This window comes from Maribacter sp. 4U21, from assembly GCF_002742365.1.
GTDB lineage: Bacteria > Bacteroidota > Bacteroidia > Flavobacteriales > Flavobacteriaceae > Maribacter.
This window is the reverse complement of sequence record NZ_MDGN01000058.1, coordinates 38,975-63,679: the sequence shown is the minus strand read 5'-3', so window position 1 is coordinate 63,679 and position 24,705 is coordinate 38,975. Positions and strand designations below refer to the sequence as shown.

Below are 24,705 nucleotides of genomic sequence, written 5' to 3'. Positions count from 1 at the left end.
TTAAGTGATGATAAAAAACATTTTTAACCATGAATATCATAGCAGACGGTGCAAATAATTATAAAAACACCAAGGAATTTAGACTTAAAAAAGAAGATATCATAAGAGAAGTCCACATAAAATATTCTTCACTTATTTCAAATGAAAAGAACTTCTATAGAAGAATCAGATTATATCTTAAAAGGAGAAAAGAAACACTAAAGGAACTATCTATATTATGTTCAAAAGAGATTCATTATTTTAAAAATCAATTTGAATAACTATTCCTTGAAATGCATATAAATTTATGAGCCTTCGTATGGTTTTAAAGTATCCTTAAAACTTTCATTTTGAAATTACAGGATCACCGTACAAATCAAAATCTGCCGCATCTGTAATGGTTACATCAACAAATTCACCCTGTTTTACATAGTGCTTGGTAGCATCTATTAAAACCTCATTATCAACATCGGGAGAGTCGAACTCCGTTCTACCGATAAAATAATTCCCTTCTTTTCTGTCAATAATACACCTAAAGGTCTGCCCTATTTTTTGCTGATTAAGTTCCCAAGAAATCTGGGATTGTATTTCCATAATCTCGTTGGCACGTTCCTGTTTTATTGATTCAGGTACATTGTCCTCTAAATTATAGGCATGAGTATTCTCTTCATGACTATAGGTAAAACAGCCCAAACGTTCAAAACGCATTTCTTCTACCCAATTTTTCAAGGTTTGAAAATCCTCCTCGGTTTCTCCGGGGTAGCCCACTATCAAGGTAGTGCGTATGGTCATTTCTGGTACCGTAGCCCTAAAATCCTGCAGAAGCTTCGTTGTTTTCGCCTGCGTGGTGCCACGACGCATACTCTTTAAAATACTATCGGAAATGTGCTGTAAAGGAATATCCAGATAGTTACAGACCTTTGGCTCGTTCTTCATTACCTCCAAAACATCCATCGGAAAACCTGTCGGGAATGCATAATGTAATCGTATCCACTCAATACCTTCAACTTTTACCAAAGCTTCAAGTAATTCCGCCAAGTTTCTTTTCTTATATAAATCGAGCCCGTAATAGGTTAAATCCTGCGCAATTAAAATCAACTCCTTAACGCCTTTCGCGGCCAGTTTCTCCGTTTCTGTAACCAATTCTTCAATGGGCTTACTCTTATGCTTACCGCGCATTAAGGGTATGGCACAAAAAGAACAGGGACGGTCACAACCTTCCGCTATTTTAAGATATGCGTAATTTTTGGGTGTCGTGGTCAAGCGCTCCCCTATAAGCTCGTGCTTATAGTCCGCCCCCAAAGCTTTTAGAAGGTTGGGAAGTTCGCTAGTTCCAAAATACTCGTCTACATTGGGTATTTCTTTTTGCAAATCTGGCTTGTACCGCTCACTTAAGCAGCCCGTAACAAAAACCTTGTCCACTTCTCCGGCCTCCTTCTTCTGCACATATTCAAGAATGGTGTTTACACTCTGCTCTTTGGCATTGGCAATAAAACCGCAGGTATTAATGACGACTACATTCCCCTCTTCCTCATGAACGACCTCTTTCTCGTTAGCGCGCAACTGGCCCATAAGAACTTCCGAGTCGTACACATTCTTACTGCAACCAAGGGTTACTACGTTGATTTTATTCTTCTTGAGCGTTTTTGTTCGCATAGCTTTTTAATGGGGTGCAAAAATACGATTTGCCGTTAGAACTAGCTGTGTTTCACACGATTTCTTTGATTTTAACGTTAAACCAATGTATCAATATACAGTCCTACTAAAAAATCAATCGTTATGATACGTTCCAAAACTTATATCCTACTTCTCATCACGACCCTCATTCTCGGATGTTCCAAAGACACGCCCGTTGATGAAAATAATGATATCCCTATAGAAAATAACGGCCTTTACTGTCCTCCTTTGAATGGTGCGGACTGGGACAGGGTTGACCTAGAGGACCTAAATTGGAATGCCGACGCCGAAGCGGAACTTTATGATTTTTTGAATACAAATGGTACAAGGGCCTTTATTGTGCTGAAAGATGGTAAGATTGCCCTCGAAGAATATTTTGGAGACCATACTGAAAACACCCCTTGGTATTGGGCCTCAGCCGGAAAAACATTGACGTCCTTCACTACAGGTATAGCATTACAGGAAGGATTTTTATCCTTGAACGATAAAACCGCTGATTATCTAGGAACGGGTTGGACGAGCCTAAGCAATGAGAAAGAAGAATTGATAACCATTTGGCATCAATTGACCATGACCTCTGGGATGGACGATACGCAAGGGGATTGTAAAACGCCCGACTGTTTGACCTACGTTGCGGATGCAGGAACGCGCTGGTCCTATCACAATGCACCTTATACCCTTATTCAACAGGTAATTTCAAACGCTACGCAAATGGAATTTGAAGATTATTTTGCTTCTAAAATAAAGAATCGAATTGGTATGGGAGGTTCATGGATTTCTACTAATGGTATTAATAATGTGTACTGGAGTACCGCTAGAAGTATGGCCCGTTTTGGTTTATTGAACCTGAATAAGGGAAACTGGAACGGAACCCCTATCCTTGAAAATACGGACTATATCACCTCCATGAGCACTACTTCTCAAGATTTAAACAAATCCTACGGGTATCTATGGTGGTTAAACGGAAAAGAGAGTGCTATGGTACCACAATCCCAACTGGTATTCAATACAGAGCTAATGCCCAATGCGCCGGATGACCTCTATGCAGGCTTAGGCAAAAATGACCAAAAGTTGTACATAGTTCCTAGTCAAAACCTGGTTGTTGTTCGTATGGGTGAGGATACGGGTTATCAAGCACTGGGACCCTCGGGCTTTGACGATGAACTTTGGGGGCTCCTAAATAAAGTGATGGATTAATACTTGAAAAATTAGGTGCCAATACACCTTACAGGCTTTTCGTCATTTTTACTAGATTTATTTTTTCCGCATTAAAAATTCACTTTCCAAAGCTGATCTAGTAAGATTTGTTGCGTGGTTTAAGTAACGAATTTAGCAAATACAAACCGAATATAAAATCCGCTAGGATAATCTTAAGTAGGCTAGAACTAGTAATAAATTATATAGGGTGTTGGCAAATCGTTTTTGTCCACAACTATATTTTTATTTTAATATAATCCGCTCTTTGTTACTTTTTATTGCTTGTACTTCTATCATTTCCGTTTTCTGATATCTTTTTCTTTCGTTCCTGAACATTTCTAAAAGCAACTAGCCTTAATCTTTCTGACCTACTCATTCTAGGTTCGTATTTATCCTTATTAGTTTTTTTTAATTCAACATTATTTTCCATTGAATTAAAAGTCAGATTATTGTTTAATTTGTCAGAGTTATCTGAACCTAGTCTTAAAACACCTAGAACAAAAAATAAAGTGGATGCTATTAATAATACAAGTATTTGTCCCCAATCTGTACCATTAACTTCAATATAATCTCCAACAGCCTCCATTCCATCAAATGTTCTTGAATATTCAGTGTTGGTTATGTGCGTGTCATTATTCATTTTTATGATTGGATAAATAAAGAGAGCTAAGCTTATTATGCCAGATAAAATCTTACTTAATAAAACGCTTACTTTTTCTTGAACCTCATATTTATTCCAAATACAATATATTGTTATCCAAGTAATTAAAGGAATTAATATTAGATATGAAGACCTTATTAACATCGTATATGAAGAATTGTGGTTGATTGGACCCCAAATTAATAAGACGAAAAAAATTGTTCCTGTTAAATAATTATTGAAATTCACTCATTTATGGTTTCGGGTTATTGTTCGTTAAGATACATTGTTTACACAAGTTATAGATTAGGGTTTACACTAAGTTGGTTTCTAACCTTACTGATTTTTTTCCGTCCAAAGCAAAATCCCGAAGATCTTACGACTTCATAAATCTACACAGAACTTAGCGTGAAAGCCACAAGTCCGCATTAATTATAGGCTTTGTTGCAATCAGTAGTAAAAGGTTTGAGTAAACACATTACGATTCTTTTTCCTTAGTTTTTCCGTCCGAACAAAGTCCATCTTTGCAGTGATTACGTTCTAATTTTTAGTCAGTTTTATTTGGCAGTTTTTTAAAATAAAAAGCGGCACCAATAACCATTATTACGCCTAGAGCAATTAATAAAAATTCATTTTCATTTTGGTGAACTGCCAGATTTATTCCGTATCCAATAAAAAAGAGTCCAATTCCAACAATAATATATCCATATATTTTTTTCATGTGATAATTTTTAGAGCTATTGTTTAAAACGGTTCAGCTAAGCGTATTGCGGGAGTACGCCATCCGCGATAGCAGCGGGCGAGTTGGCGCGCGGGCCAGTTTCCGTCTGCCGACGTAGCTAAAGCTTATTGTTTTGCTTTTTCTTTTTTTGTTCCAAAGCTAAATTTGAACGTTTCGCTATCGCGTAATTTTTAATTTAGCGACATTATAAATATACACAGACCTTAGCACAAAAGCCACAAGTCCGCATTAAGTATAGGCCTTGTTGTACAACGTACTTTTTTCACACGTCGATTGAGATAGTAACCTTTTCTCCAAGTCCCTTTTCCACGATTTCATACAACGTTTTTAATGTAAGATTACTCCCGTTATTTTCAACTCTTGAAATGTATGTTCGTTTTTTGTCTATAAGTTTGCCAAGCTGCTCTTGAGTCAAGTTTTTTTCCTCCCAAGCGTTGCGAAGAAGCAGACCGATTTTAAAGGATTCAAAATCTCTTTCCAGTCCATCTCTGCGTTCAGTTCCTTTTTTTCCGTAAACCGTATCCTTGATGTCTTTCCAGCTTTTAGTGTCCATCTTATCTTTTTTTGTCTTCATAGTATGAATTGATTAGTCCGACCGCTTTGTCGATTTCTTTTTTCGGCGTCTTTTGCGTTTTCTTGGCAAATCCATTTAGCAGGATTACCAATTTGCCTTTGTCGAAAAAACAGAACACTCTCCAAATATTTGAGCCCAATTTTATACGAGCCTCATAAAGTCCTTTTGTTCCAACAATTGCTTTAAGATAGGTTGAGGGATTTTGAGGCTTTTCACTATCTGCTCATCGTTTTGTTCATTCATTTTAACTTGGCCCTAAAGTAAGGTGAGTCATCCCATCTGATGATTTTGTAACCTTCTCTGTTTTGTATATATTCTGGTATCGATTTCCAAATGGCAAATTTTAGTTTTTCAAGTATCAAAGTTTTTGAAAAAGAATGAGAAACAACCAAACTTATATCTCTTGCAGGCTTAAAATTTTTAAAATATTTTATATTCTGCTCGGCTTTTTCACGAATAGTTGCTAACTCAGGCAATATTGAGAAACCCAAATCAGATAGGGTTAAATTTTTTAATGTCTCAATAGAACTGGCTTCAAAATTGAAATGCTCAAATACTTGGGCCTCTTGTTTCATATTACAAATCTTAAGAATTTGTGAGTTATAACAGAATTCTTTTTTCAGCATTAATAATTTCTCAGAGCTATCCGTGTCAAAAAGAAAATAGTCTTGTTGTCGCATTTTGTGACTTGGATTTAAATATGCGACAAAATGTTCAGTAAAAACGTAAAATTCTTTTAGGTTACTATTACCTGTTGGTGTCGCCATAAGTGCAATATCTATTTTTCCTTCTTTCAAAGATTTGATTAATTCAAGCGTAGAAGATTCGTTTATAATAAATTTAACTTTTGGCAAAGCAGATTGGATATTCTTAATTGCTAAAGGAATTATGTAAGGTGACAGAGTATTTATAACCCCTATTTTTATAATTCCAGTATCTGTGTTTTTTTGATTGATGACATAGTCTTCAATTTCATTTACATCTCTTAGGATTTTTCTTGCTTTTGATATAATTTCTAACCCAAGTTCTGTAGGTTTTAGTGGCACTTGTGTTCTATCAAAAATTTGAATACCAATTTCTTGTTCAAACTTTTTTAGTTGAGTAGTCAATGCTGGCTGCGATACATGGCAGAATTCTGCAGCGCTTGCAAAATGGCGTTTCTCGTCAAGAGTTACTATATATCTAAATTGTTGTAAAGTCATTTCATAATTTTAAGTTATTAAATATAAATATTATTAATTTGATTTATAAGATTAAGAACTATATTTTTGATTTTTAACCACAGATAAATAATAATAGATATGAAGTTTAAAAGAGAAGCAAGTGCAAATTGGAAAGGTACTGGTATGGAAGGTTCTGGTACTATTTCTACTCAAAGTACAGTATTAGATTCGACTCAGTATTCGTTCAAGACAAGGTTTGAGAATGGTGTTGGTACTAATCCTGAAGAGCTTATTGGAGCAGCTCATGCAGGCTGTTATACAATGCAGTTGAGTTTTTTAATGAGTGAAGCAGGCTACACTCCAACGAACTTAGACACGCATGCAAAAGTATTTTTCGAGGATGGTGCTATTCCTAAAATTGAACTCAAATTAGAAGCAGAGGTTCCTAATCTTTCAAAAGAAGAATTTCTAGAACTCGCTGAAAAAGCAAAAGAAATTTGCCCAATATCAAAGTTGTTGGATACAAAGATAGAGTTGTCTGCCAACTTGGGTTAAAGCTGTATTAACATGGTAGGCTTAGAAGAAGTTCTTTTCATCACAGAGAGGCACTTCTTCTTGGCTTCTTGCTTATACCTAACAATTAGATAGCATCATTGATGCTATCCCACTTATAGGCTACTATTTTCTTTTAACAACTATTATTCATAGCCTTCCGGCATTTTCCTATTAGGGAATTCTTTTTTATAGGCAGCTCCCAATCGCAATAAAGCTGCCTCCTTAAAAGGCTTTCCTATAAATGTTAAGCTTATGGGCTCACCAGAATTTTTATAGCCCATAGGAACTGTTAGCACCGGATATTTTGCCACGGCGGCATAGCCGGCGTGATAGTTATTTATGGACAAAATAACATCCAAATCGTGTTGTTCAAGGGCAGTATCAAAAAATGTGCGTCCAGAATTTTCCAATCTTGTTTTTATTTCGGTTAAATCCTGCGCAGTGGTAGAATCGGTCAAAATTCCTTCGAACAAAGCCTGTCCGTAAGGTACTCTAGTCAAGCTATCTTCGCTATTAAAGGCAACGGCATCAGCAATGGATGCAATCTGTACCTTTTCCGAATTTGTGTGTTTCGCTAAATAGGCTGGCAAATCATTCTTCATATCTAAATTCAGAATACTTAAAAAGCCATCCATATTAACCTCCGGCGGAGTAAACACAATGACCGTTACTCCTAAAGTTCTTAATTTTTCAATGGTAGCACTATAAATAGAATCATTTTCCATTAGGGAAGAAAAAGCGCCCAAGCGCATATTCTTAAAGGAAGTAGGATGCAGCCCTGCAGAAATAATTCCCGGATATTCCTCTTTAGTAGATTTTGTGTCTCCCTCGTCAAAACCGGTCATCGCGTCCAGCAATATACCATTGTCTATGGTATTCCTAGTCATGGGACCGGGAGTATCCAAGGTGCTGGAGATAGGGACAATACCCGTTCTGCTTAACAGTCCTATAGTCGGTTTTAAACCTACTACGGAATTCTGACTACTAGGCGATAATATAGAACCCGAGGTCTCCGTTCCCACTGCGGCCACGGCATAATTCGCAGCTATCGCCGTACCACTTCCGGAACTGGAACCGCCTGTTTCAAAGATGCGCCTTCCATAGGGGTTTAACGTTTGACCCCCGACCGCACTATACCCTACCGGACAACCGGAACACAAAAAATAGGCCCATTCACTTAGGTTTACCTTTCCCAAAATCAACGCGCCGTTCTTTTTTAATTGCTGTACGATGAAAGCATCTTCCGTTTCATTATCCATCAAAGCAATAGCCCCAGCAGTAGTTCGCATACCTGAGGTATTTATATTGTCCTTCAACAAAATGGGCATACCGTAGACGGGGTGCCGCGCGCCGGGAGCGGTACCTTTGGCCATCATTTCGTCCAATGCTCGTGCCTGCTTTACTACGTCTTGGTTTAGGGCAATGACCGTATTCAAGGTCGTGGTATTATCTAACTCGTACTTGTAGATGCGATATAAATAAAATAATACCAACTTTTCGTAGGTGAGAAGACCGCCTTCTATTCTTTTCCGAATCGAAAAAATGTTTTGCTCCAATACCAAGGGCTTCAGGAATTCATACTCCTTCTCGGTCATTTTGGAAACTTCATCATACAACGGAAGAAACACATCGTTTTTATCCAAAACTTTGGATTGAATCAATTTATAACGCATTCTTCCCTTTTCATGATCTGCATTGGACGCTACCTCAAGAGAATCGTTATAGGGTTCCCAAATACGTTGTTGCTTCTCATCGACTTTAGAACTGTCCTTACAAGAAAATAGTAGTCCAACAAGAAGCACTAGCAATGCCTTTTTCATGCTATCAGTTTTTTTGTTTTAGTTTTTCGTTCCAATCAATACTATTCTTCCGGTTCATACGAACAAACTCGTCCTTACCTAAATCTTGGGCTATTTGGAGCGATTTTTCGGCTGATTGTATGGCTCCCTTGTAATCTCCCAATTTTGCTTGAACCAAAGATTTGACCCTATGAAAATAGTAGGTATCCCCACCAAGTTCAATTGCCTTGTTCAAATACGTTAATGCTTGTGGTAGGTTGCTATCCTGCTCTTGATAATACCTTGCAATTTCATAATAGGTCTGTACGGTTGGATTGCCTTTCAATTCTTCCTCTATCTGCGCTTCCATCAACCCTTGGGTATTGAAGGTCATTGGCAGACTTACTTCGGTACCGGCCCAAAGTAGGTTTAACGTAGCCGTATGGTGTGTAATGTCATCAAAGGATATTAAAAAATTCTCTTGATAATTCAAGGTTTGTTTGGGGTGTACTGTGACCCTAAGGGCGTCTTCCTCAGGATTGTAGGCCGTTCTACCGTCTCCCCAATGCGTTGTATTGTTATGAAAAACAAGCTGCCACTCGTTCGCCTCGGGAAATGCATAAAGGGCATAGGTGCCTTTTGAAAGGGAATTCCCCAGAATATTTACCTCTGAATCGAAGGTTATTTTGGTCGATTCGTTGGCGCCCACTCGCCAAATACGGCCATAAGGCACCAAAGCGGGTTGGCCATCTGCCCTATTTCCAAATATAGTTCTTCCGCGAGCAGCAGGCCTTGAATATGTTATAGTGATTTTAGAGAGTCCAACGGTCTGCTCTATTTTGGATAAGGGACTAGCCTTAGGATGGTTTATCTGGGAGAAACCGTGATAATACCAAACAACTAGAATAAAAAAAGCTATTTTTTTCAATGCTTCATATTAAAAAAAGAATCTACGAATTCATGCTTATTGAAAACCTGGAGATCTTCAATTCCTTCTCCAACCCCTATATACCTCACGGGAATTTGGAATTGGTCGGAAATTCCAATGACTACACCTCCCTTTGCGGTGCCGTCCAATTTTGTAACGGCCAGGGCAGTCACCTCCGTGGCTTTGGTAAACTGCTTGGCCTGTTCAAATGCATTTTGCCCTGTTGACCCATCTAAGACCAATAAAACTTCATGGGGCGTATTTTCCACAACTTTTTGCATCACTCGTTTCACCTTAGTCAGCTCATTCATAAGATTCACCTTATTGTGCAATCTCCCGGCGGTATCAATGATAACAACGTCCGCATCTTGGGTAACCGCAGAGCTAAGGGTGTCAAAAGCAACGGAGGCCGGGTCGCTTCCCATTTGTTGTTTTACAATGGGTACGTCTACCCTATCTGCCCATACTTGTAGTTGGTCTATGGCTGCCGCCCTAAATGTGTCCGCAGCACCTAGAACTACTTTTAAACCTTGATTTTTTAATTGATGGGCCAATTTACCTATAGTAGTGGTTTTACCGACTCCGTTAACACCGACCACCATAATCACGTAGGGTTTTTTATCCTTCGGAATATGGATTCCTGCATCTTCCACGGTATTTGTTTCGGATAATAGCCCTGCTATTTCTTCACGCAAAATATCATTGAGCTCATCCGTACCCATATATTTGTCCTTAGCTACCCGCGCCTCAATGCGTTCAATAATCTTTAGCGTGGTGTTTACACCAACATCGGAGGAAACCAGGACTTCCTCTAAATTATCCAATACGTCATCATCTACTTTGGACTTGCCTGCAACCGCTTTTCCAAGCTTGGAAAAAAAACTTGTTTTCGTCTTTTCCAAACCCTTATCCAAGGTCTCTTTTTTATCTTTTGAAAATATCTTTTTAAATAAACTCATCGTATCAGCAATAGTTGGTCAAATATAAAAATTAAAAAGCCCCTTTCATCAGAAAGGGGCTCAATAACTTATAAAAGAAAGTTTCTTATTTTTTAGCAATCCACTCATTTACCATTTCTGGAGGCATGACCGATTCTACAAAAACGTAAGCACCAGTTTTAGGTGACTTTACCATTTTTATTGCTTTTGTTAGTCTTTTTGAGCTGGTCTGTAAACTTGCTACCGTCTTCTTTGCCATGGCTAAATGTATTTATATCAAATCCACCGAGTGGAATTCTTATTTAATTTCTTTATGAACTGTCATTCGTTTCAAAATAGGATTGAATTTTTTAATTTCCATCCTTTCTGGAGTATTCTTCTTATTCTTCGTGGTAATATATCTGGAAGTTCCAGGTTGCCCCGACTCTTTATGCTCGGTACATTCTAAAATTACTTGAATTCTGTTGCCTTTCTTTGCCATTGTAATCTATAATTTAAAGGTTACTTTACTAACCCTTTAGCTTTTGCTTCTTTCAACACAGCAGAGATTCCTTTTTTGTTGATACTTTTTAAAGCTCTTGCAGAGACTTTTAAAGTTATCCAACGGTCTTCCTCTGGAATGTAAAATCTCTTTTTAGAAAGATTTACGTCAAATCTTCTTCTTGTCTTATTGATAGAGAAGGATACGTTGTTACCGAACATCGCTCTCTTTCCCGTAATTTCACAAACTTTTGACATCGTGTCGAATTTTTCTTTTAAACAGGGTGCAAATTTATATCATTTTTATCTCACAGCCAACATTCTCCTTCACATTTTTAAAATTTCTTTTTGAAGCAACTCAAAGGACTTATTTACAGACTTTTGCACGATACGCTCTCTATGGTTTCCCATGTTGAACTGCGTTACAAAAACACCGTTCGGGGATGCGATGGCAATGAAGACCGTACCTATAGCTGCGGACGAGTCTCCTTTGGCGGGTCCGGCGTTGCCTGTTGTGGCAATGGCAAAATCTGTTTTCAACAAATTCTTAACTCCAATGGCCATAGCCTTGGCAACCTGTTCACTTACCACGGAGTAGGCGGCAACATCCTCTTTTGATACCCCGAGCACATTAATTTTCGCTTCAGTAGCATAACTTACTATACTCCCTTTAAAATAGGCTGACGCACCAGGGATTGCCGTAATATGTTCGGCAATTTTACCTCCTGTAAAACTTTCTGCCGTAGCGAGTGTAAAATTCTTTGACGTTAGTAATTTGGCAACGAAAGCTTCTATACTTTCCTCATCTTCGGTACCGTAAAGAATATCGTCAATTAACGGGTACAATGTATTTGAGGCAGCGCCTATGGCATCCTGCAATTCTTCACGAACTTTTCCTTTTGCCGTTAACCTGAGGCGTACCTTACCGAGATTGGGCAAATAGGCTAGTTTTACAAAATTAGGCAACGCCTCTTCCCATTCCTCTATCCTTTGGGCTATGGCACTTTCTCCCAGGCCATAGGTAATTATCGTCTTATGAATAATATGAGGTCTTTCATAAAAGCTTACCAATTTAGGGATAACGGCATCCTTCATGATATTCTTCATTTCAAAAGGTACGCCCGGCATAGAAATAAATGTGGTGTTTTCTTCATAAAACCACATTCCGGGTGCTGTACCATAGCTGTTTTTAAGCACTTCCGACTTGCTGGGGACTAAGGCTTGTTTCCTGTTTAAATCTGAAATAGGGGTGCTGATGTGTTTTGCAAAAAGCTCTTCTACATGGGCCAAAACCTCAGCGTTTTCTACCAAGGTATCATCAAAAAATTCACAAAACGTATGTTTGGTAATATCGTCCTTAGTGGGTCCTAGACCACCAGTGACTATAACAATATCAGCGTGGGAACGGGCGTCCGAGAGTGATTGCAGGATATGTTCCCTATCATCTTGCACCGAGGTAATCTGATATACGGATATCCCTATTTTGTTTAGCTCCTTAGCTATGAACGCTGAATTGGTATCTACGATTTGACCAATGAGAATCTCATCCCCAATGGTGATAATTTCTGCAAGCATTACAAGTTAAAATCGGTTTTAAGCTCACCGATAACTTGATGAATATCTGCCTTGAGCGAAGGTAACACCTTTTCAATATCCTCCATATTTGCCGCTTGTTTCCCCAAGGTCTCCATCTCCAATGCAGCAGCTCGGGTCTGCTCCATACCCAGCAAATCCACATTTGGCTTTATCTTATGTGCCAGTTGATAAACGCTTTCATGATTTCGTTCTTTCAACGCTATTTCCAAAGCTTCCAAATCTACAGGAACCTCTTCAAGAAATACCGAAATGACCGAATTAATGAAGTCCTGGTCACCATCCGCCATTTCATTAAGCTTATCTAAATTATAAATCATTATTTTATTTTTAATGTGAAGAGTTCCTCGTTTTCCAAACTACCCGTAAGATAATCATTTGCGTTTACTTTGCCAACACCGGCGGGTGTACCTGTGAAGATAACATCTCCCTTTTTGAGCATAAAGAAAGTAGAGACATAGGCTATTATTTCATCTATCTTCCAAAGCATTGAATTGGTATTTCCGGACTGTACCACCTCCCCATTCTTTAAAAGTTTAAAATTGAGCTCGTTAAGGTCTTTGAATTTGGTTTTCGGAACCCAATTCCCAATTACGGCAGCCCCATCGAACCCTTTGGCCTTTTCCCATGGCAGTCCCTTCTCCTTTAATTTTGACTGTAAATCGCGCGCCGTAAAATCTATTCCCAGACCTATCTCATCATAGTAGGTATTCGCAAATTTCTCGTCGATGTGCTTTCCTACTTTTTTAATCTTCACCAAAACCTCGACCTCGTAATGCACATCGCTAGAGAATTCCGGGATATAAAAATCCTGCTCTTTAGGCAAAACTGCAGAATCTGGCTTTATAAAGACCACTGGTTCCGATGGTCGTTCATTTTTTAACTCCTCTATATGATCAGTGTAGTTACGGCCAATACATATTATCTTCATAACAGACGATTATTTTTCTTTTGAAAGTTTAAGGGTTATTGCAGGTATTAGATTTTGGTTATTGCCAGGAGCTTTAATACTAAAGTCCGACCATTCTCCCAACCCGTACACCATAGTTCTATAGTTCTGGTTTTTTTGATATACCGCGGCAAAGGTCGGTGCAAAACGGTCTTCTATTATTTTCTTTTTTGATATGGGATGTTCAAAAGTATTGGCATACCAATTAAAAGGTAAAAAAAGCCACTCTAGCCCTATGTAAATACCCTCTTGAGGAACTTTAATGCCGATACTGGATAAATCTATTGACACGAAATCTTCAGATTCCGTTGATTCCAGGATAATGCTTTTAAGCACCAAATCTCTATAAGGCTTCTTAGTCACTTCATCTACGTCATAGATACGTAGCCTAAATTTTGAAGAGGTTCTTTTAAACCTCGTTTCACTTTGCACGTGTATGGTAATCTTATCTATGTACTTCTTGGCAGCTCCAATATTCGGGAAATAGGTAGCCAAGACCCAAGGTGTAGCCGAAGAGGAAAAGCCGCTTTTGATATCATAAGAACTAACAGGGTTTAGGATGATGACGTCTCCAAGACTCTTAGAAACAACTACCTCGTCCAGTTCATAAGTATCTTCTTGCAGGAGTATTTTTTTATTGTCCAAAATAGTTTTTGCAGGAAGAATAGTATCCTTATATCCCAAAGAAGATATATGTACTTTTTTCTCTACATAGGATTCGGGAACGTCAATGTAAAAATGACCTTTTTCATCGCTAGATGTTCCTTTCAGAGTATTTAGAAAACTAAGATTGGCGTACGGAATTGGGTTGTTATTCTTTCCATCTAAAATATAGCCCTCTAACAGCACATCTTGAGCAAAACCAATATTAAAACATAATAATAACAGCAAGAGCACTCTCATCTAGCCCAGTTTATTATTGAATTTACTTAATTTGATTTGGGTAAGAATTTTTTTAGTGTAAAGCGGAAAATCAGCATTAAGAATCCAACCAAAATAACCAGGTTCCTTTTCCAGAACATCATGTACTTTCTTGCCTTTATGTTTACCGAACGAGAAAATCTCTTCTCCATCCTTATCCAGGGCAATAAAACCCGCAAAATCTACGGACTGCTTTCTTCTTGAGAACTCCGAGAGTTTTTTGATGTTGTTCTCCAATTCAGGATACCTATCCAATTGGGAAAGAAGCACTTCATAGGTAGCTTTGGTATCCGCTTCAGCGCTATGCGCATCCGTTAGGTCCTTATCGCAGTAGAATTTGTATGCCGCTTCCAAGGTTCGCTTTTCCATCTTGTGAAAGATTGTCTGCACATCTACTGAAACGGTATTTTTCATATCAAAATCGATATCGGCTCGGAGCATTTCCTCTGCCAACAAGGGAATATCAAAACGGTCCGAGTTAAACCCACCCAAATCGCAATCCTTTACCATGGCGTAAATATCTTTGGATAGTTCTTTAAAAGTAGGTTCATTAGCTACCTTCTCATTAGAAATACCATGTACTGCAACGACCTCCTCGGGAATAGGCATTTCAGGGTTAACCAACCAGGTCTTACTTTCTTTATTTCCGTTAGGAAAAACCTTAAGTATGGAAATCTCGACGATGCGGTCCTTTGCAACGTTTACTCCTGTGGTCTCTAAATCAAAAAAACAAATAGGTCTTGTGAGTTTCAACTCCATTTTCGGGACTTTTTACAAAGATAGGAAGAAACTTAGTGAACCGTGTTACCCTCAAATGATGAAACTAGGACTATTCCTATATTTCCCTGTTGATATCCCAGGCTTCCAGGTAATCCGCAACCGCCTTTGCGAACATACTGCCCAAAGCACCATTAACCACTCTGTGGTCGTAACTATGGGAAAGGTACATCTTACTGCGAATACCAATAAAATCGCCTTCACTGGTCTCAATGACAGCCGGAATCTTACGAATGGCCCCTAAGGCCATGATTCCTACCTGAGGCTGATTTATGATGGGAGTACCGAATACACTTCCAAAGGTACCTACGTTGGTAACGGTGTAGGTACCGTCTTGAACTTCGTCTGGCTTAAGCTCATTATTTCTAGAACGATTAGCCAAATCATTGACCACTTTTGCCATACCCACCAAATTTAACTGGTCTGCGTTCTTAATCACTGGTACGATGAGGTTGCCGTCCGGAAGCGCCGCGGCCATACCTATGTTTATATTTTTCTTTTTGATAACACTATCCCCGTCCACAGAGATGTTCATCATGGGGTATTTTTTTAACGCTTTGGCGATAGCTTCCATGAAGATAGGTGTGAAGGTCAGTTTCTCACCCTCTTGCTTCTCAAACGAAACTTTCATCTTGTTTCTCCAGTTGACAATATTGGTGACATCGACTTCTATAAAACTTTGCACATGGGCAGAAGTAGAAACGCTATCTACCATATGTTTAGCGATGAGTTTACCCATTCTGGACATGGCTATAACCTCGTCCCCGCCTGAAACTTTGACAGGAGCCGCTTCCTGTGCCGTTTCTTTGGGTGTATCCATGGCAACCGTCCGTACTTCTTGTTGAACAGGAGGTGTATCTGCCGGTACCGGCGCACTGGTGGTTACTTCCGGTTTTCTTTTCTGCTGCACGTAGGCTAGAATATCGTTCTTGGTAACCCTACCGTCCTTACCGGTACCGGATATGGACTCTAATTCCGAAAAAGATACCCCTTCTTCTTTGGCAATATTCTTTACCAAAGGCGAATAAAATCGCTCGGAACCAGCGTAATTTGGCGTGGGATTACTAACCGTGTCCTTGGCCGTGGACAAAGCTTGCTCAGCCGCGGCGACCATTTCTTCCTCCAAGGCCTCTTCCTCCTCCTCTTTTTCTACTTCTGGAGCCTCTGCACCATCGTTTAATTCTATTACAGCAACAGTATCACCCACCTTAATAACATCATCAACATGAAACCGCTTTTCTACCAAAACTCCGTCTACTTCACTAGGGACTTCACTATCTACCTTATCCGTAGCAATCTCAAAAATTGCCTCATCCATTTCAATGGTATCCCCAACTTCCTTCAACCAAGATGTTAATGTCGCTTCCGCAACACTTTCTCCCATCCGTGGTAGTTTTAATTCAAATTTTGACATATCAATAATTTACTGCTGCTTTGAAGTACTTTTTTTGCAAAAATAATAAAAAATATAGCCTTTTATTACTGTTACGGCATTATAATATTTATTAATTGTTATTGAAGGAACCTTCGAAAGGCACCCTGTTGAGAATACTTCTTCCCAAGGTGACCTCATCTGCATATTCCAATTCGTCTCCCACCGCTATTCCTCTTGCAATAGTTGACGTCCTTATCTTGAATTCCTCTATTTGTCTAAAAATATAGAAGTTGGTGGTGTCCCCTTCCATAGTAGAACTTAACGCAAATATCAATTCATTTATTTCACCTTTTCGTACTTTAGAAACAAGGGAGGAAATGGTCAAATCTTGAGGACCTATTCCTTCCATAGGAGAAATTTTTCCACCGAGTACGTGATACATTCCACGATATTGCCCTGTATTTTCTATGGCCATTACGTCTCTTATATCCTCAACAACACAGACCAAAGAAGCATCCCGTTTAGGGTTGGCGCAAATTTCACAGTGTTCGGTGTCCGAAATATTATGACAGTTTTTACAGAATCTTACCGTGCTTCGTAGTTGAACCAATGCACTGGACAATTGTTCCGTTCGCTGCTCGGATTGTTTTAATAAATGGAGGACCAAACGAAGTGCCGTTCGCTTACCGATACCTGGTAGTTGCGACATTTCGTATACGGCATTTTCCAATAATCTTGAAGAAAATTCCATTCACTGAATTTTCTCGTAAAATTACGCACTATTTTTACTTTTTGTACTTTGCCCGTAAATTATTTCCAATGAACGCTTCCCATATATTGCTTTTAATCGGTGGTTATTTTATTCTATTACTTCTGATATCATATTTTACGGGAAAAAATGATTCCAACGAAGATTTTTTTAAAGCGGGAAAACAATCACCCTGGTATCTAGTCGCTTTTGGAATGGTAGGTGCCTCCCTATCTGGTGTTACTTTTATCTCGGTTCCTGGTTGGGTAGATGCTTCACAATTTAGCTACATGCAGGTTGTCTTCGGATATTTCTTGGGCTACCTTATTACCGCGTACGTGCTATTACCCATATATTACCGACAGAACGTTACCTCCATTTACGAATACTTGGACAACAGATTCGGTTTTGTGAGTTATAAAGTAGGTGCCATTTCATTCTTTATTTCCAGAGTTTTGGGAGCCGCCTTTAGATTATTCCTAGTAGCAATCGTTTTACAGCAGTTCGTATTCGATTCGTGGAACGTTCCGTTTGAAATTACCGTAACACTTTCCATTCTTTTAATTTGGATATACACTTTTAAGGGTGGTATAAAAACTATAGTATGGACCGATACGTTGCAGACCATGTTCATGCTTGTCTCGGTAGGGTTATCTATCTATTTTATCTTGAACAAATTAGAATGGAGCTTTTCAGATTTTCTGATGTCGCAAGAATTATCTGCCTATAGTAAAACCATTTTTACGGATAATTTCTTTGCTAAAAACCATTTGATAAAATCATTTTTGGGAGGAATGTTCGTCACTATCTGTATGACGGGGCTCGACCAAGATATGATGCAAAAGAACCTTACGTGTAAAAACCTAAAGGATGCACAGAAAAACATGGTTTCTTTTAGTGTAGTACTCGTTTTGGTAACCTTTGTTTTTATGTTGTTAGGTGCCCTATTGTTCATTTACGCCGAAAAATTTCAGATAGCAATTCCTTTAATGGACGGAGCCCCAAAGTCCGACCTACTCTTTCCAGAAATTGCCTTGAACAGTGGACTAGGAATAACCGTAGCCATAACATTTATGTTGGGTTTAATTGCAGCGGCATATAGCAGTGCCGATAGTGCCCTAACTTCCCTTACCACTTCTTTCTGCGTAGATTTCTTAGGTACGGAAAAGAAATCTGAAAAGGAGGCTAAGGCCACGAGGAGAAATACTCATGTTGGAATGAGCATACTGCTCATTTTGGTCGTAGTTTCCTTCAAATATATATTGGACCGAAACGTAATAGATGGTCTGCTCACAGTGGCTTCTTACACTTACGGGCCCTTATTGGGGCTTTTTTCCTTTGGCATTTTTACGAATTACCAGGTTAAGGATAACTACGTCTGGTTGGTGGCATTATTATCGGCCGTTGTTATAGTTATTCTTGGAAAAATTCCGGCAGAGAATTTGGGCGGTTATGTCTTTGGATACGAACTTTTGCCCATTAACGGTTTGCTTACATTTATTGGCCTGTGGTTCATTCGGAAAAAAATACCTTGAACAGCTTTGACTAATCCTTAGTATTGACCGGTGGCCAGCAAAACTAATGTACAGGCCACTTCCACCTCTATGTTACTTTCTTTCAATAGTTTATAAAATTCAGGGTTCTCCGTTCCAGGATTAAAAATTACGCGCTTGGGATGTAATGCCAGAATGTCCTTATAATATTGCTTTTGTCGCTGTGGATTCAAATACAACGTTATTGTATGAATATCTTGGAATTTATCTAAATTGGTATTAACTTCAATTCCCCCGATATTACCACGTCTTAAACCAAAAGCTTCGGTTTGGATTCCTTTATTTACCAATCTTTTTACAGCAATATTGCTGTAACGCTCTGATTTTAAAGAAGCTCCGAAAACGAGTGTTTGTTTCATATGTTATCAGCGTGTTAAACTTTGTGTAATTTGTAACTATTTACAAAAAATTTCGTCTCTTAGTGGACTATTAAAAGTAAGGAAAAGTAAAGTCTAAATAGTAAATAATTTAAAGATGTTGATAACGCTATATATTTATAGTTAATGGTTAGTGTTTAGTATAGCCTATCAGCGCAGAAACCCGAGCATCCGCTCGGGTTTCGTTTTTTAAAGCAGTATAAATTCTGGACGTTTCAGTTGAGTTTGCGTTAAAGCCAACCTGTAACGTAACATTTAAGCTAAATAAGAGTCTATTTAAATAAGATTGGTATTCTCTAAGCTTAGATTGGTTGGTTTTTAAGCGTAGAATTTCAATTTTGAGGAACCCGTGACAGTGTCACGGGTTTTTATTTACCATCTAATTATGGCGCTACCCCAAGTGAAACCGCTTCCAAAAGCAGCTAAAACAACCAGGTCGCCAGAATTAACCTGCCCAGATTCCCAAGCCTCCGTAAGCGCTATAGGAATTGAAGCGGCGGTGGTATTACCATATTTCATTATGTTGTTGAATACTTGATCATCTGTAAGCCCAAACTTCTTTTGAATGAACTGCGAAATTCTCAAATTAGCTTGATGCGGCACCAGCAGATCAATATCCGTTGGCTGTAATTCGTTTTTTCCTAAACCTTCCATAATAACTTCGCTAAAACGAACGACTGCATTCTTAAATACAAATTGGCCGTTCATATATGGAAAATAAGATTCGTCATTGGGGTCGTTTTCATCTATGATATCTGTGACCCATCTTTTACCCATTCCCGGAGCTATAAGACTAAGTTCTTCTGCATGTTGCCCCTCAGAATGTAAATGTGTGGATAAAATACCTTTGGTCGTATCTTCTTCTCTACTAAGTACGGCCGCTCCGGCACCATCACCAAAAATAACCGATACGCCCCTACCTCTGGTTGACATATCTAAACCATGGGAATGTAGTTCTGACCCAATAACCAGGATGTTCTTGTACATGCCACTTTTTATATACTGGTCCGCTACCGAGATACCATATATAAATCCGGAGCATTGGTTGCGTACGTCCAAGGCACCAACGGTATCAATGCCCAAATCTCTTTGAACCAAAACCCCAGGCCCAGGAAAATAATAATCTGGACTCAGTGTGGCAAAGACGATAAAATCAATATCGTTCTTATCAATCCCTGCACGCTCGATGGCGATTTTTGCAGCTTTTACACCCATTGTAGTGGTGGTGTCTTCACTACCCTTTATAACGTGTCTTCTTTCTTTAATTCCCGTTCTTTCTTGAATCCATGCGTCATTGGTGTCCATTACTTTGGACAAATCATCGTTTGTTACCACATTCTCGGGAACATAATAGCCTAAACCTGTAATTTTAGAATTATACATAAGAAAGTTTTTTTTAGTAATTGTTCTAAATCGTACTGCAATATAACCAACAATTCCCGGGCAGGGAGAATTTTAGGCGTACGACGTTTCTTAAGAAAGGTACTGCTTATAGTTATTCACTTTAATATTTGCCTTAAGGTCATGTAATAAATTATAAAGGCCAAAAAACGTTCTGTTCATATAGAGGAAATGTTTAGAGCCTCTATTACCATTCATTTTCCTAATCTCCTTATCGGAAGCGTAATGTTCGCTCAATGCTGCAATCTTGTTCCAAAAATCCCCATTACCAAAATCAAATGTTTCTTCGTGAAAGGGAGAAGTGAAAAGACTCAGCATTTCATGAAAAAGCTCTTTAAAAAATTTTATTTCTTTTTTGGTATCCGCAGGGATTAGAATTTCTAGCTCGTATAATTTTTGCGTGAATAACGTATCATTGGAAATATTGTCCTTTTTAGCCAGTTCAAAATAGGGAACATAAAAAGAATCTGGCACCTCTTTAATACATCCGAAATCGATAGCTATTAATTCTTCCTGTTTATTTATCAAAAAATTTCCAGGATGTGGGTCTGCGTGAACTTTTCTGAGCCCATGGATTTGAAACATGTAAAAATCCCAGAGTGTCTGTCCCAACTTATTACCCAGTTCCTGCGAAAAATCCGTTTTGGCAAATTCACTTAGGTGTACTCCGGTCATCCAGTCCATAGTAATGATACGCTCACTGGATAAATTTTCATAATATTTAGGAAAACGTAGGCCCTTGATAGCGCCACAAGCTTCGGTGATTTCTTTACTTTGTTTGATTTCCAAAAGATAATTGGTTTCTTCTATCAACTTATCCTCGACCTCTCTGAAATACTTGTCGGAGTCTTTACCTTTCAGATTAAACATGCGTATGGCTATTGGTTTCACCAAAGCCAAGTCACTACTAATGCTTTTGGCCACCCCGGGATATTGAATTTTAACCGCTAACTCCTTTCCGTCCTTCGTAGCTTTATGCACTTGACCTATACTAGCAGCGTTTATAGAACTTTTTTCGAAGGTGTCAAAAACCTCTTCGGGAAATTCCCCTTGGTAATTTTTAAACGTTTTCCTTACCAAAGGTGCCGATAATGGTGGTACGGAAAATTGCGAAAGCGAAAACTTCTCTACGTAGGCGTTAGGCAGCAGATTCTTTTCCATACTAAGCATCTGCGCCACTTTTAGCGCACTACCCTTAAGACTCTTTAATCCGTCATAAATATCCTCTGCATTATCCTCATTCAGTTCATCCTTGGTAGTTTCTGAATTGATAAGTTTTTTGCTGTAGTATTTGGCGTAGTTCCCACCTATCTTAACACCCGTTTTAACAAGCTTACTGGCTCTTTCAATTTTCCCTGTAGGTATTTTATCAAGTGTCTTCAATAGTCTGTGTACTTTAAAATTTAAGCAAAAGTTTCTTTGTATAGAAATTTACCGAAGTCAACAATATTTTCTAACGGGGTGTTATCAAAAAGGTCAAAAATGGTATTGACGGATTTTTCAATGGCCATATCGGTTTTCTCAAATCTGGCCGAATCATCGTTCATCCAAAACTTCAATATAAATAGGAACTGCAACCACGCTCCTTCGGAGAATAATTGCGGGTTATGCTTCGTTATTTTAAAGTTTTTCTCGGCATTGCCATCTTCAATTAAATCTTTTGCAAAACCCTTTACATGCTTTCGAAGCCCTTTTAACCGTTCTAAGTTTTTCAAAGAATTTTTCTCTTGACCTAGCACAAAAAGAACATAACTTCTGTTCAGCGTCAACATTTCAAAAAAGGTATAGAAGAAAGTCAACATCTTGTCCTTATTACTGAATCCCTCGTATTCCTTATTCTTCTGCATAAGATTCATGGTATTGGTGAAGAACTTTTCCCATATCCCCTTTTGTAGTCTTTCCAAAGAACCAAAAAAGAGATAAAAATCTTCTTCCTTAATGTCGTTGGCCTTACAGAATTTATAAATGGATTTAGGAGTCTTCTCGTGCTCCAGCACGTACTCCATATACTTGGTAATAATGATATCCTCGGTTATCTTTTTTGCTTTGGTAGCCATAGCTGTGTTTTTATTACTCAATTTACAACACCTGTCTTAAATAAAAACAGGTCTGATAAAGTTTAGGTATCATTTAACAAAAACGTGCTTTCAGTGAAAGCACGTTTTCTAACAACCTAACCAATAAATAATCATAACGTGATTATACTTTTAGAATCCTTTTCATAGCAATTCTTTTCTAATCACAATACAAATATAACATTGTTTAACTTTTATTAAAAAAAATTAAACAGAAAATTTTGTTAAACTTTTTACGCCATACTATGTCAGTTTGTCATCGTTCTGTATTGTGGTATTTTTTTTGACAATAGGTAATGGTAAAATTTAAAATACAATTGAATTATGGCTACAGGTAAAATAAATGTTTCGGTAGACAACATATTTCCGCTTATTAAGAAATTCTTGTACAGCGATCATGAAATTTTTCTCAGAGAGTTAATATCCAATGCAACGGATGCAACCCTAAAACTTAAACACCTAACTTCTATTGGAGAGGCCAAAGTAGATTACGGCAACCCCATCATTGAGGTAAAGGTCGATAAGGAGGGCAAGAAACTTCATGTTATTGACCAAGGTCTTGGGATGACGGAAGAAGAAGTGAAGAAATACATTAACGAAGTTGCCTTTTCCGGAGCAGAGGAGTTTTTAAACAAATATGAGGATTCTGCCAAAGATGCAGGTATTATAGGTCACTTTGGTCTAGGTTTTTACTCTGCCTTCATGGTAGCGGAGAAAGTTGAGATTATAACCAAAAGTTTTAAGGATGAACCGGCCGTTCACTGGACTTGTGACGGTTCTCCTAAATTCACGACCAAAAAATCGAACAAAGAAACCAGGGGAACAGAAATCATCCTTCATATTGCCGAGGATTCTACCGAGTTTTTGGAAGAGCATCGCATTACGGAACTGTTGAAAAAATACAACAAGTTCATGCCAGTTCCCATTAAGTTCGGAATGAAAACCGAAACCCTACCAAAACCAGAAGGTGCAAAAGAAGAAGACCCTGCTCCTACTAAAGAAGTGGATAATATTATCAATAATCCTAATCCGGCGTGGACCAAACAACCTACGGATTTAAAGGAACAGGATTACAAGGATTTTTACAGGGAGATGTACCCTATGCAATTTGAGGAGCCTTTATTTAACATTCATCTCAATGTTGACTATCCTTTTAACCTAACGGGGATTTTATATTTTCCAAAGCTCACCAATGACCTTAACGTTCAGAAAGATAGAATTCAACTCTATCAAAATCAGGTATTCGTTACCGACAACGTAGAAGGCATTGTACCAGAGTTTTTGACCATGCTGCGCGGTGTTATCGATTCTCCGGATATTCCTTTGAACGTATCTCGTTCTTATTTACAGGCAGATGGCGCCGTCAAAAAGATTTCATCTTACATTACACGTAAAGTTGCCGATAAGTTGAGCTCTTTGTTCAAAAACAATCGTGAGGATTTTGAGGCAAAATGGAACGATATTAAAATAGTAATCGAATACGGTATGCTATCAGAGGACAAGTTCTTTGAAAAAGCGGACAAATTTGCACTTTACCCCACCGTAGACGGTACTTTTTTCACTTTTGAAGAACTTCAGGAAAAAATTAAGGCGTCTCAGACAGATAAGGATGATAAGACCGTAGTTCTTTACGCTTCGGATAAGGAAGCACAACATAGTTACATTGAAGCCGCCAAGGCTAAAGGTTACGAAGTTTTGTTGTTAGACTCCCCTATCATTGGTCACCTAATGCAAAAACTGGAAACCTCCAAAGAGAAAATTTCCTTTGCACGTGTGGACGCGGACCATATTGATAAACTCATTCAAAAAGAGGAAACACAGATTTCTAAATTATCCGACGAGGAGAAGGAGACGCTTAAAACCGAACTAGAGAAGGTTATTGGCGAGAAAAGCAGCTACACCGTGCAACTGGAAGCTATGGATAGCGATGCCTCTCCCTTTATTATCACTGAACCAGAGTTTATGCGCCGTATGAAAGAAATGCAGCAGACCGGTGGTGGTGGTATGTTCGGTATGGGCAATATGCCAGAAATGTACAACCTTATCGTTAACACCAATCATGAATTGGTGGGAGAAATACTAAGCACGAAAACGGCTAAGAAAAAAGAGCGTTTAATTAATCAGTCGCTGGATTTGGCAAGATTGTCAAAAGGACTTTTAAAGGGCGCCGAGCTTACCGAGTTTATAAAACGTAGTTACGAGATGGTGAAGTAAAATCATTTTAAATTAGAGCATAACAGACCGCTTCAGTTACATGAAGCGGTTTTTTTATGTCTTTATATCGT

At 38.5% G+C, this 24,705-nt stretch carries 27 protein-coding genes and 1 pseudogene; 5 read left to right on the top strand and 23 right to left on the bottom strand.

All coding sequences use genetic code 11. The features are described from left to right. Window positions 1-29: 29 nt before the first annotated feature. On the top strand, window positions 30-260 hold the full coding sequence (locus BFP77_RS12585; RefSeq protein WP_099574381.1) for a hypothetical protein: 231 nt from the start codon (window positions 30-32) through the stop codon (window positions 258-260). A gap of 64 nt (window positions 261-324) precedes the next feature. On the opposite strand, the gene rimO is transcribed toward BFP77_RS12585, so the two are convergent. Further along, window positions 325-1,635 carry a 30S ribosomal protein S12 methylthiotransferase RimO gene (gene rimO / locus BFP77_RS12580; protein ID WP_099574380.1) on the bottom strand — a complete coding sequence of 437 codons (1,311 nt, stop codon included), beginning with the start codon at window positions 1,633-1,635 and terminating at the stop codon, window positions 325-327. A 123-nt stretch (window positions 1,636-1,758) separates the two neighbouring features. On the opposite strand from rimO, the gene BFP77_RS12575 reads away from it, so the two are divergent. Continuing rightward, window positions 1,759-2,853: a serine hydrolase domain-containing protein gene (locus tag BFP77_RS12575; RefSeq protein ID WP_099574379.1), complete on the top strand. Its 1,095-nt coding sequence runs from the start codon at window positions 1,759-1,761 to the stop codon at window positions 2,851-2,853. Window positions 2,854-3,121: 268 nt separating this feature from the next. Here the strand turns inward: BFP77_RS12575 and BFP77_RS12570 are convergent, their stop codons facing one another. From BFP77_RS12570 to BFP77_RS12555, 5 genes and pseudogenes are all read right to left on the bottom strand, one after another. Continuing rightward, window positions 3,122-3,658 carry a hypothetical protein gene (locus tag BFP77_RS12570; protein WP_099574378.1) on the bottom strand — a complete coding sequence of 179 codons (537 nt, stop codon included), beginning with the start codon at window positions 3,656-3,658 and terminating at the stop codon, window positions 3,122-3,124. A 382-nt stretch (window positions 3,659-4,040) separates the two neighbouring features. After that, window positions 4,041-4,214 carry a hypothetical protein gene (locus BFP77_RS17020; protein WP_180272359.1) on the bottom strand — a complete coding sequence of 58 codons (174 nt, stop codon included), beginning with the start codon at window positions 4,212-4,214 and terminating at the stop codon, window positions 4,041-4,043. 283 nt (window positions 4,215-4,497) lie between these two features. Next, entirely contained in the window at window positions 4,498-4,788 is a 291-nt protein-coding gene (locus tag BFP77_RS12565) for a helix-turn-helix domain-containing protein (protein WP_099574492.1), read from the bottom strand. Between the two features lies 1 nt (window position 4,789). Beyond that, window positions 4,790-5,008: pseudogene (locus BFP77_RS12560) on the bottom strand (type II toxin-antitoxin system RelE/ParE family toxin); the annotation flags it as partial. Window positions 5,009-5,048: 40 nt separating this feature from the next. Further along, window positions 5,049-6,011, bottom strand: a complete 963-nt coding sequence (locus BFP77_RS12555) for a LysR substrate-binding domain-containing protein (protein ID WP_099574377.1) — start codon at window positions 6,009-6,011, stop codon at window positions 5,049-5,051. Between the two features lie 99 nt (window positions 6,012-6,110). Between BFP77_RS12555 and BFP77_RS12550 the strand changes: the two genes are divergently transcribed. Then, window positions 6,111-6,527 (top strand): OsmC family protein, encoded by a 417-nt coding sequence (locus BFP77_RS12550; RefSeq protein WP_099574376.1) that lies wholly within the window; start codon window positions 6,111-6,113, stop codon window positions 6,525-6,527. A gap of 143 nt (window positions 6,528-6,670) precedes the next feature. Here the strand turns inward: BFP77_RS12550 and BFP77_RS12545 are convergent, their stop codons facing one another. The 13 genes from BFP77_RS12545 to recR form a co-directional block, all read right to left on the bottom strand. Next, a complete protein-coding gene (locus tag BFP77_RS12545; protein ID WP_099574375.1) occupies window positions 6,671-8,347 on the bottom strand; it encodes an amidase family protein in 1,677 nt (558 codons plus the stop codon). Between the two features lie 4 nt (window positions 8,348-8,351). Beyond that, complete coding sequence (locus BFP77_RS12540; protein WP_180272358.1) at window positions 8,352-9,233, bottom strand: DUF2911 domain-containing protein; 882 nt, start codon at window positions 9,231-9,233, stop codon at window positions 8,352-8,354. Further along, complete coding sequence (gene ftsY, locus BFP77_RS12535) at window positions 9,230-10,192, bottom strand: signal recognition particle-docking protein FtsY (protein WP_099574374.1); 963 nt, start codon at window positions 10,190-10,192, stop codon at window positions 9,230-9,232. The genes BFP77_RS12540 and ftsY overlap by 4 nt, the downstream gene beginning before the upstream one ends. Window positions 10,193-10,277: 85 nt before the next feature. Next, window positions 10,278-10,430 carry a DUF4295 domain-containing protein gene (locus BFP77_RS12530; RefSeq protein WP_099574373.1) on the bottom strand — a complete coding sequence of 51 codons (153 nt, stop codon included), beginning with the start codon at window positions 10,428-10,430 and terminating at the stop codon, window positions 10,278-10,280. Between the two features lie 39 nt (window positions 10,431-10,469). After that, window positions 10,470-10,652 (bottom strand): 50S ribosomal protein L33, encoded by a 183-nt coding sequence (gene rpmG / locus BFP77_RS12525; RefSeq protein WP_099574372.1) that lies wholly within the window; start codon window positions 10,650-10,652, stop codon window positions 10,470-10,472. 20 nt (window positions 10,653-10,672) lie between these two features. Further along, the gene (gene rpmB / locus BFP77_RS12520) at window positions 10,673-10,909 is read right to left on the bottom strand and encodes a 50S ribosomal protein L28 (protein ID WP_099574371.1); all 237 of its coding nucleotides are present in this window, start codon (window positions 10,907-10,909) and stop codon (window positions 10,673-10,675) included. A 69-nt stretch (window positions 10,910-10,978) separates the two neighbouring features. Next, entirely contained in the window at window positions 10,979-12,226 is a 1,248-nt protein-coding gene (locus BFP77_RS12515) for a competence/damage-inducible protein A (RefSeq protein ID WP_099574370.1), read from the bottom strand. Then, window positions 12,226-12,564, bottom strand: coding sequence for an Hpt domain-containing protein (locus BFP77_RS12510; protein ID WP_099574369.1), 339 nt, complete (start codon window positions 12,562-12,564; stop codon window positions 12,226-12,228). Before BFP77_RS12510 ends, BFP77_RS12515 begins: the two co-directional genes overlap by 1 nt. Continuing rightward, entirely contained in the window at window positions 12,564-13,175 is a 612-nt protein-coding gene (locus tag BFP77_RS12505; protein ID WP_099574368.1) for a fumarylacetoacetate hydrolase family protein, read from the bottom strand. The genes BFP77_RS12510 and BFP77_RS12505 overlap by 1 nt, the downstream gene beginning before the upstream one ends. A gap of 9 nt (window positions 13,176-13,184) precedes the next feature. After that, window positions 13,185-14,096, bottom strand: coding sequence for a carboxypeptidase-like regulatory domain-containing protein (locus BFP77_RS12500; protein ID WP_099574367.1), 912 nt, complete (start codon window positions 14,094-14,096; stop codon window positions 13,185-13,187). Further along, window positions 14,097-14,873 (bottom strand): 3'-5' exonuclease, encoded by a 777-nt coding sequence (locus BFP77_RS12495; protein ID WP_099574366.1) that lies wholly within the window; start codon window positions 14,871-14,873, stop codon window positions 14,097-14,099. Between the two features lie 76 nt (window positions 14,874-14,949). Beyond that, complete coding sequence (locus BFP77_RS12490) at window positions 14,950-16,305, bottom strand: dihydrolipoamide acetyltransferase family protein (RefSeq protein WP_099574365.1); 1,356 nt, start codon at window positions 16,303-16,305, stop codon at window positions 14,950-14,952. A gap of 91 nt (window positions 16,306-16,396) precedes the next feature. Continuing rightward, a complete protein-coding gene (recR, locus tag BFP77_RS12485) occupies window positions 16,397-17,017 on the bottom strand; it encodes a recombination mediator RecR (RefSeq protein WP_099574364.1) in 621 nt (206 codons plus the stop codon). Between the two features lie 68 nt (window positions 17,018-17,085). Between recR and BFP77_RS12480 the strand changes: the two genes are divergently transcribed. Continuing rightward, complete coding sequence (locus BFP77_RS12480; RefSeq protein ID WP_099574363.1) at window positions 17,086-18,549, top strand: sodium:solute symporter; 1,464 nt, start codon at window positions 17,086-17,088, stop codon at window positions 18,547-18,549. Window positions 18,550-18,566: 17 nt separating this feature from the next. Here the strand turns inward: BFP77_RS12480 and BFP77_RS12475 are convergent, their stop codons facing one another. From BFP77_RS12475 to BFP77_RS12460, 4 genes are all read right to left on the bottom strand, one after another. Further along, window positions 18,567-18,926 carry a CoA-binding protein gene (locus BFP77_RS12475; protein ID WP_099574362.1) on the bottom strand — a complete coding sequence of 120 codons (360 nt, stop codon included), beginning with the start codon at window positions 18,924-18,926 and terminating at the stop codon, window positions 18,567-18,569. Between the two features lie 390 nt (window positions 18,927-19,316). Beyond that, complete coding sequence (locus BFP77_RS12470; RefSeq protein ID WP_099574361.1) at window positions 19,317-20,327, bottom strand: 3-oxoacyl-ACP synthase III family protein; 1,011 nt, start codon at window positions 20,325-20,327, stop codon at window positions 19,317-19,319. Window positions 20,328-20,417: 90 nt separating this feature from the next. Continuing rightward, entirely contained in the window at window positions 20,418-21,728 is a 1,311-nt protein-coding gene (locus BFP77_RS12465) for an ABC1 kinase family protein (RefSeq protein ID WP_099574360.1), read from the bottom strand. 20 nt (window positions 21,729-21,748) lie between these two features. After that, window positions 21,749-22,402 carry a TetR family transcriptional regulator C-terminal domain-containing protein gene (locus BFP77_RS12460; RefSeq protein WP_099574490.1) on the bottom strand — a complete coding sequence of 218 codons (654 nt, stop codon included), beginning with the start codon at window positions 22,400-22,402 and terminating at the stop codon, window positions 21,749-21,751. A 342-nt stretch (window positions 22,403-22,744) separates the two neighbouring features. Here BFP77_RS12460 and htpG point away from each other — a divergent pair, with 342 nt between their 5' ends. Further along, entirely contained in the window at window positions 22,745-24,634 is a 1,890-nt protein-coding gene (htpG, locus tag BFP77_RS12455; protein ID WP_099574359.1) for a molecular chaperone HtpG, read from the top strand. Window positions 24,635-24,705: the final 71 nt, after the last annotated feature.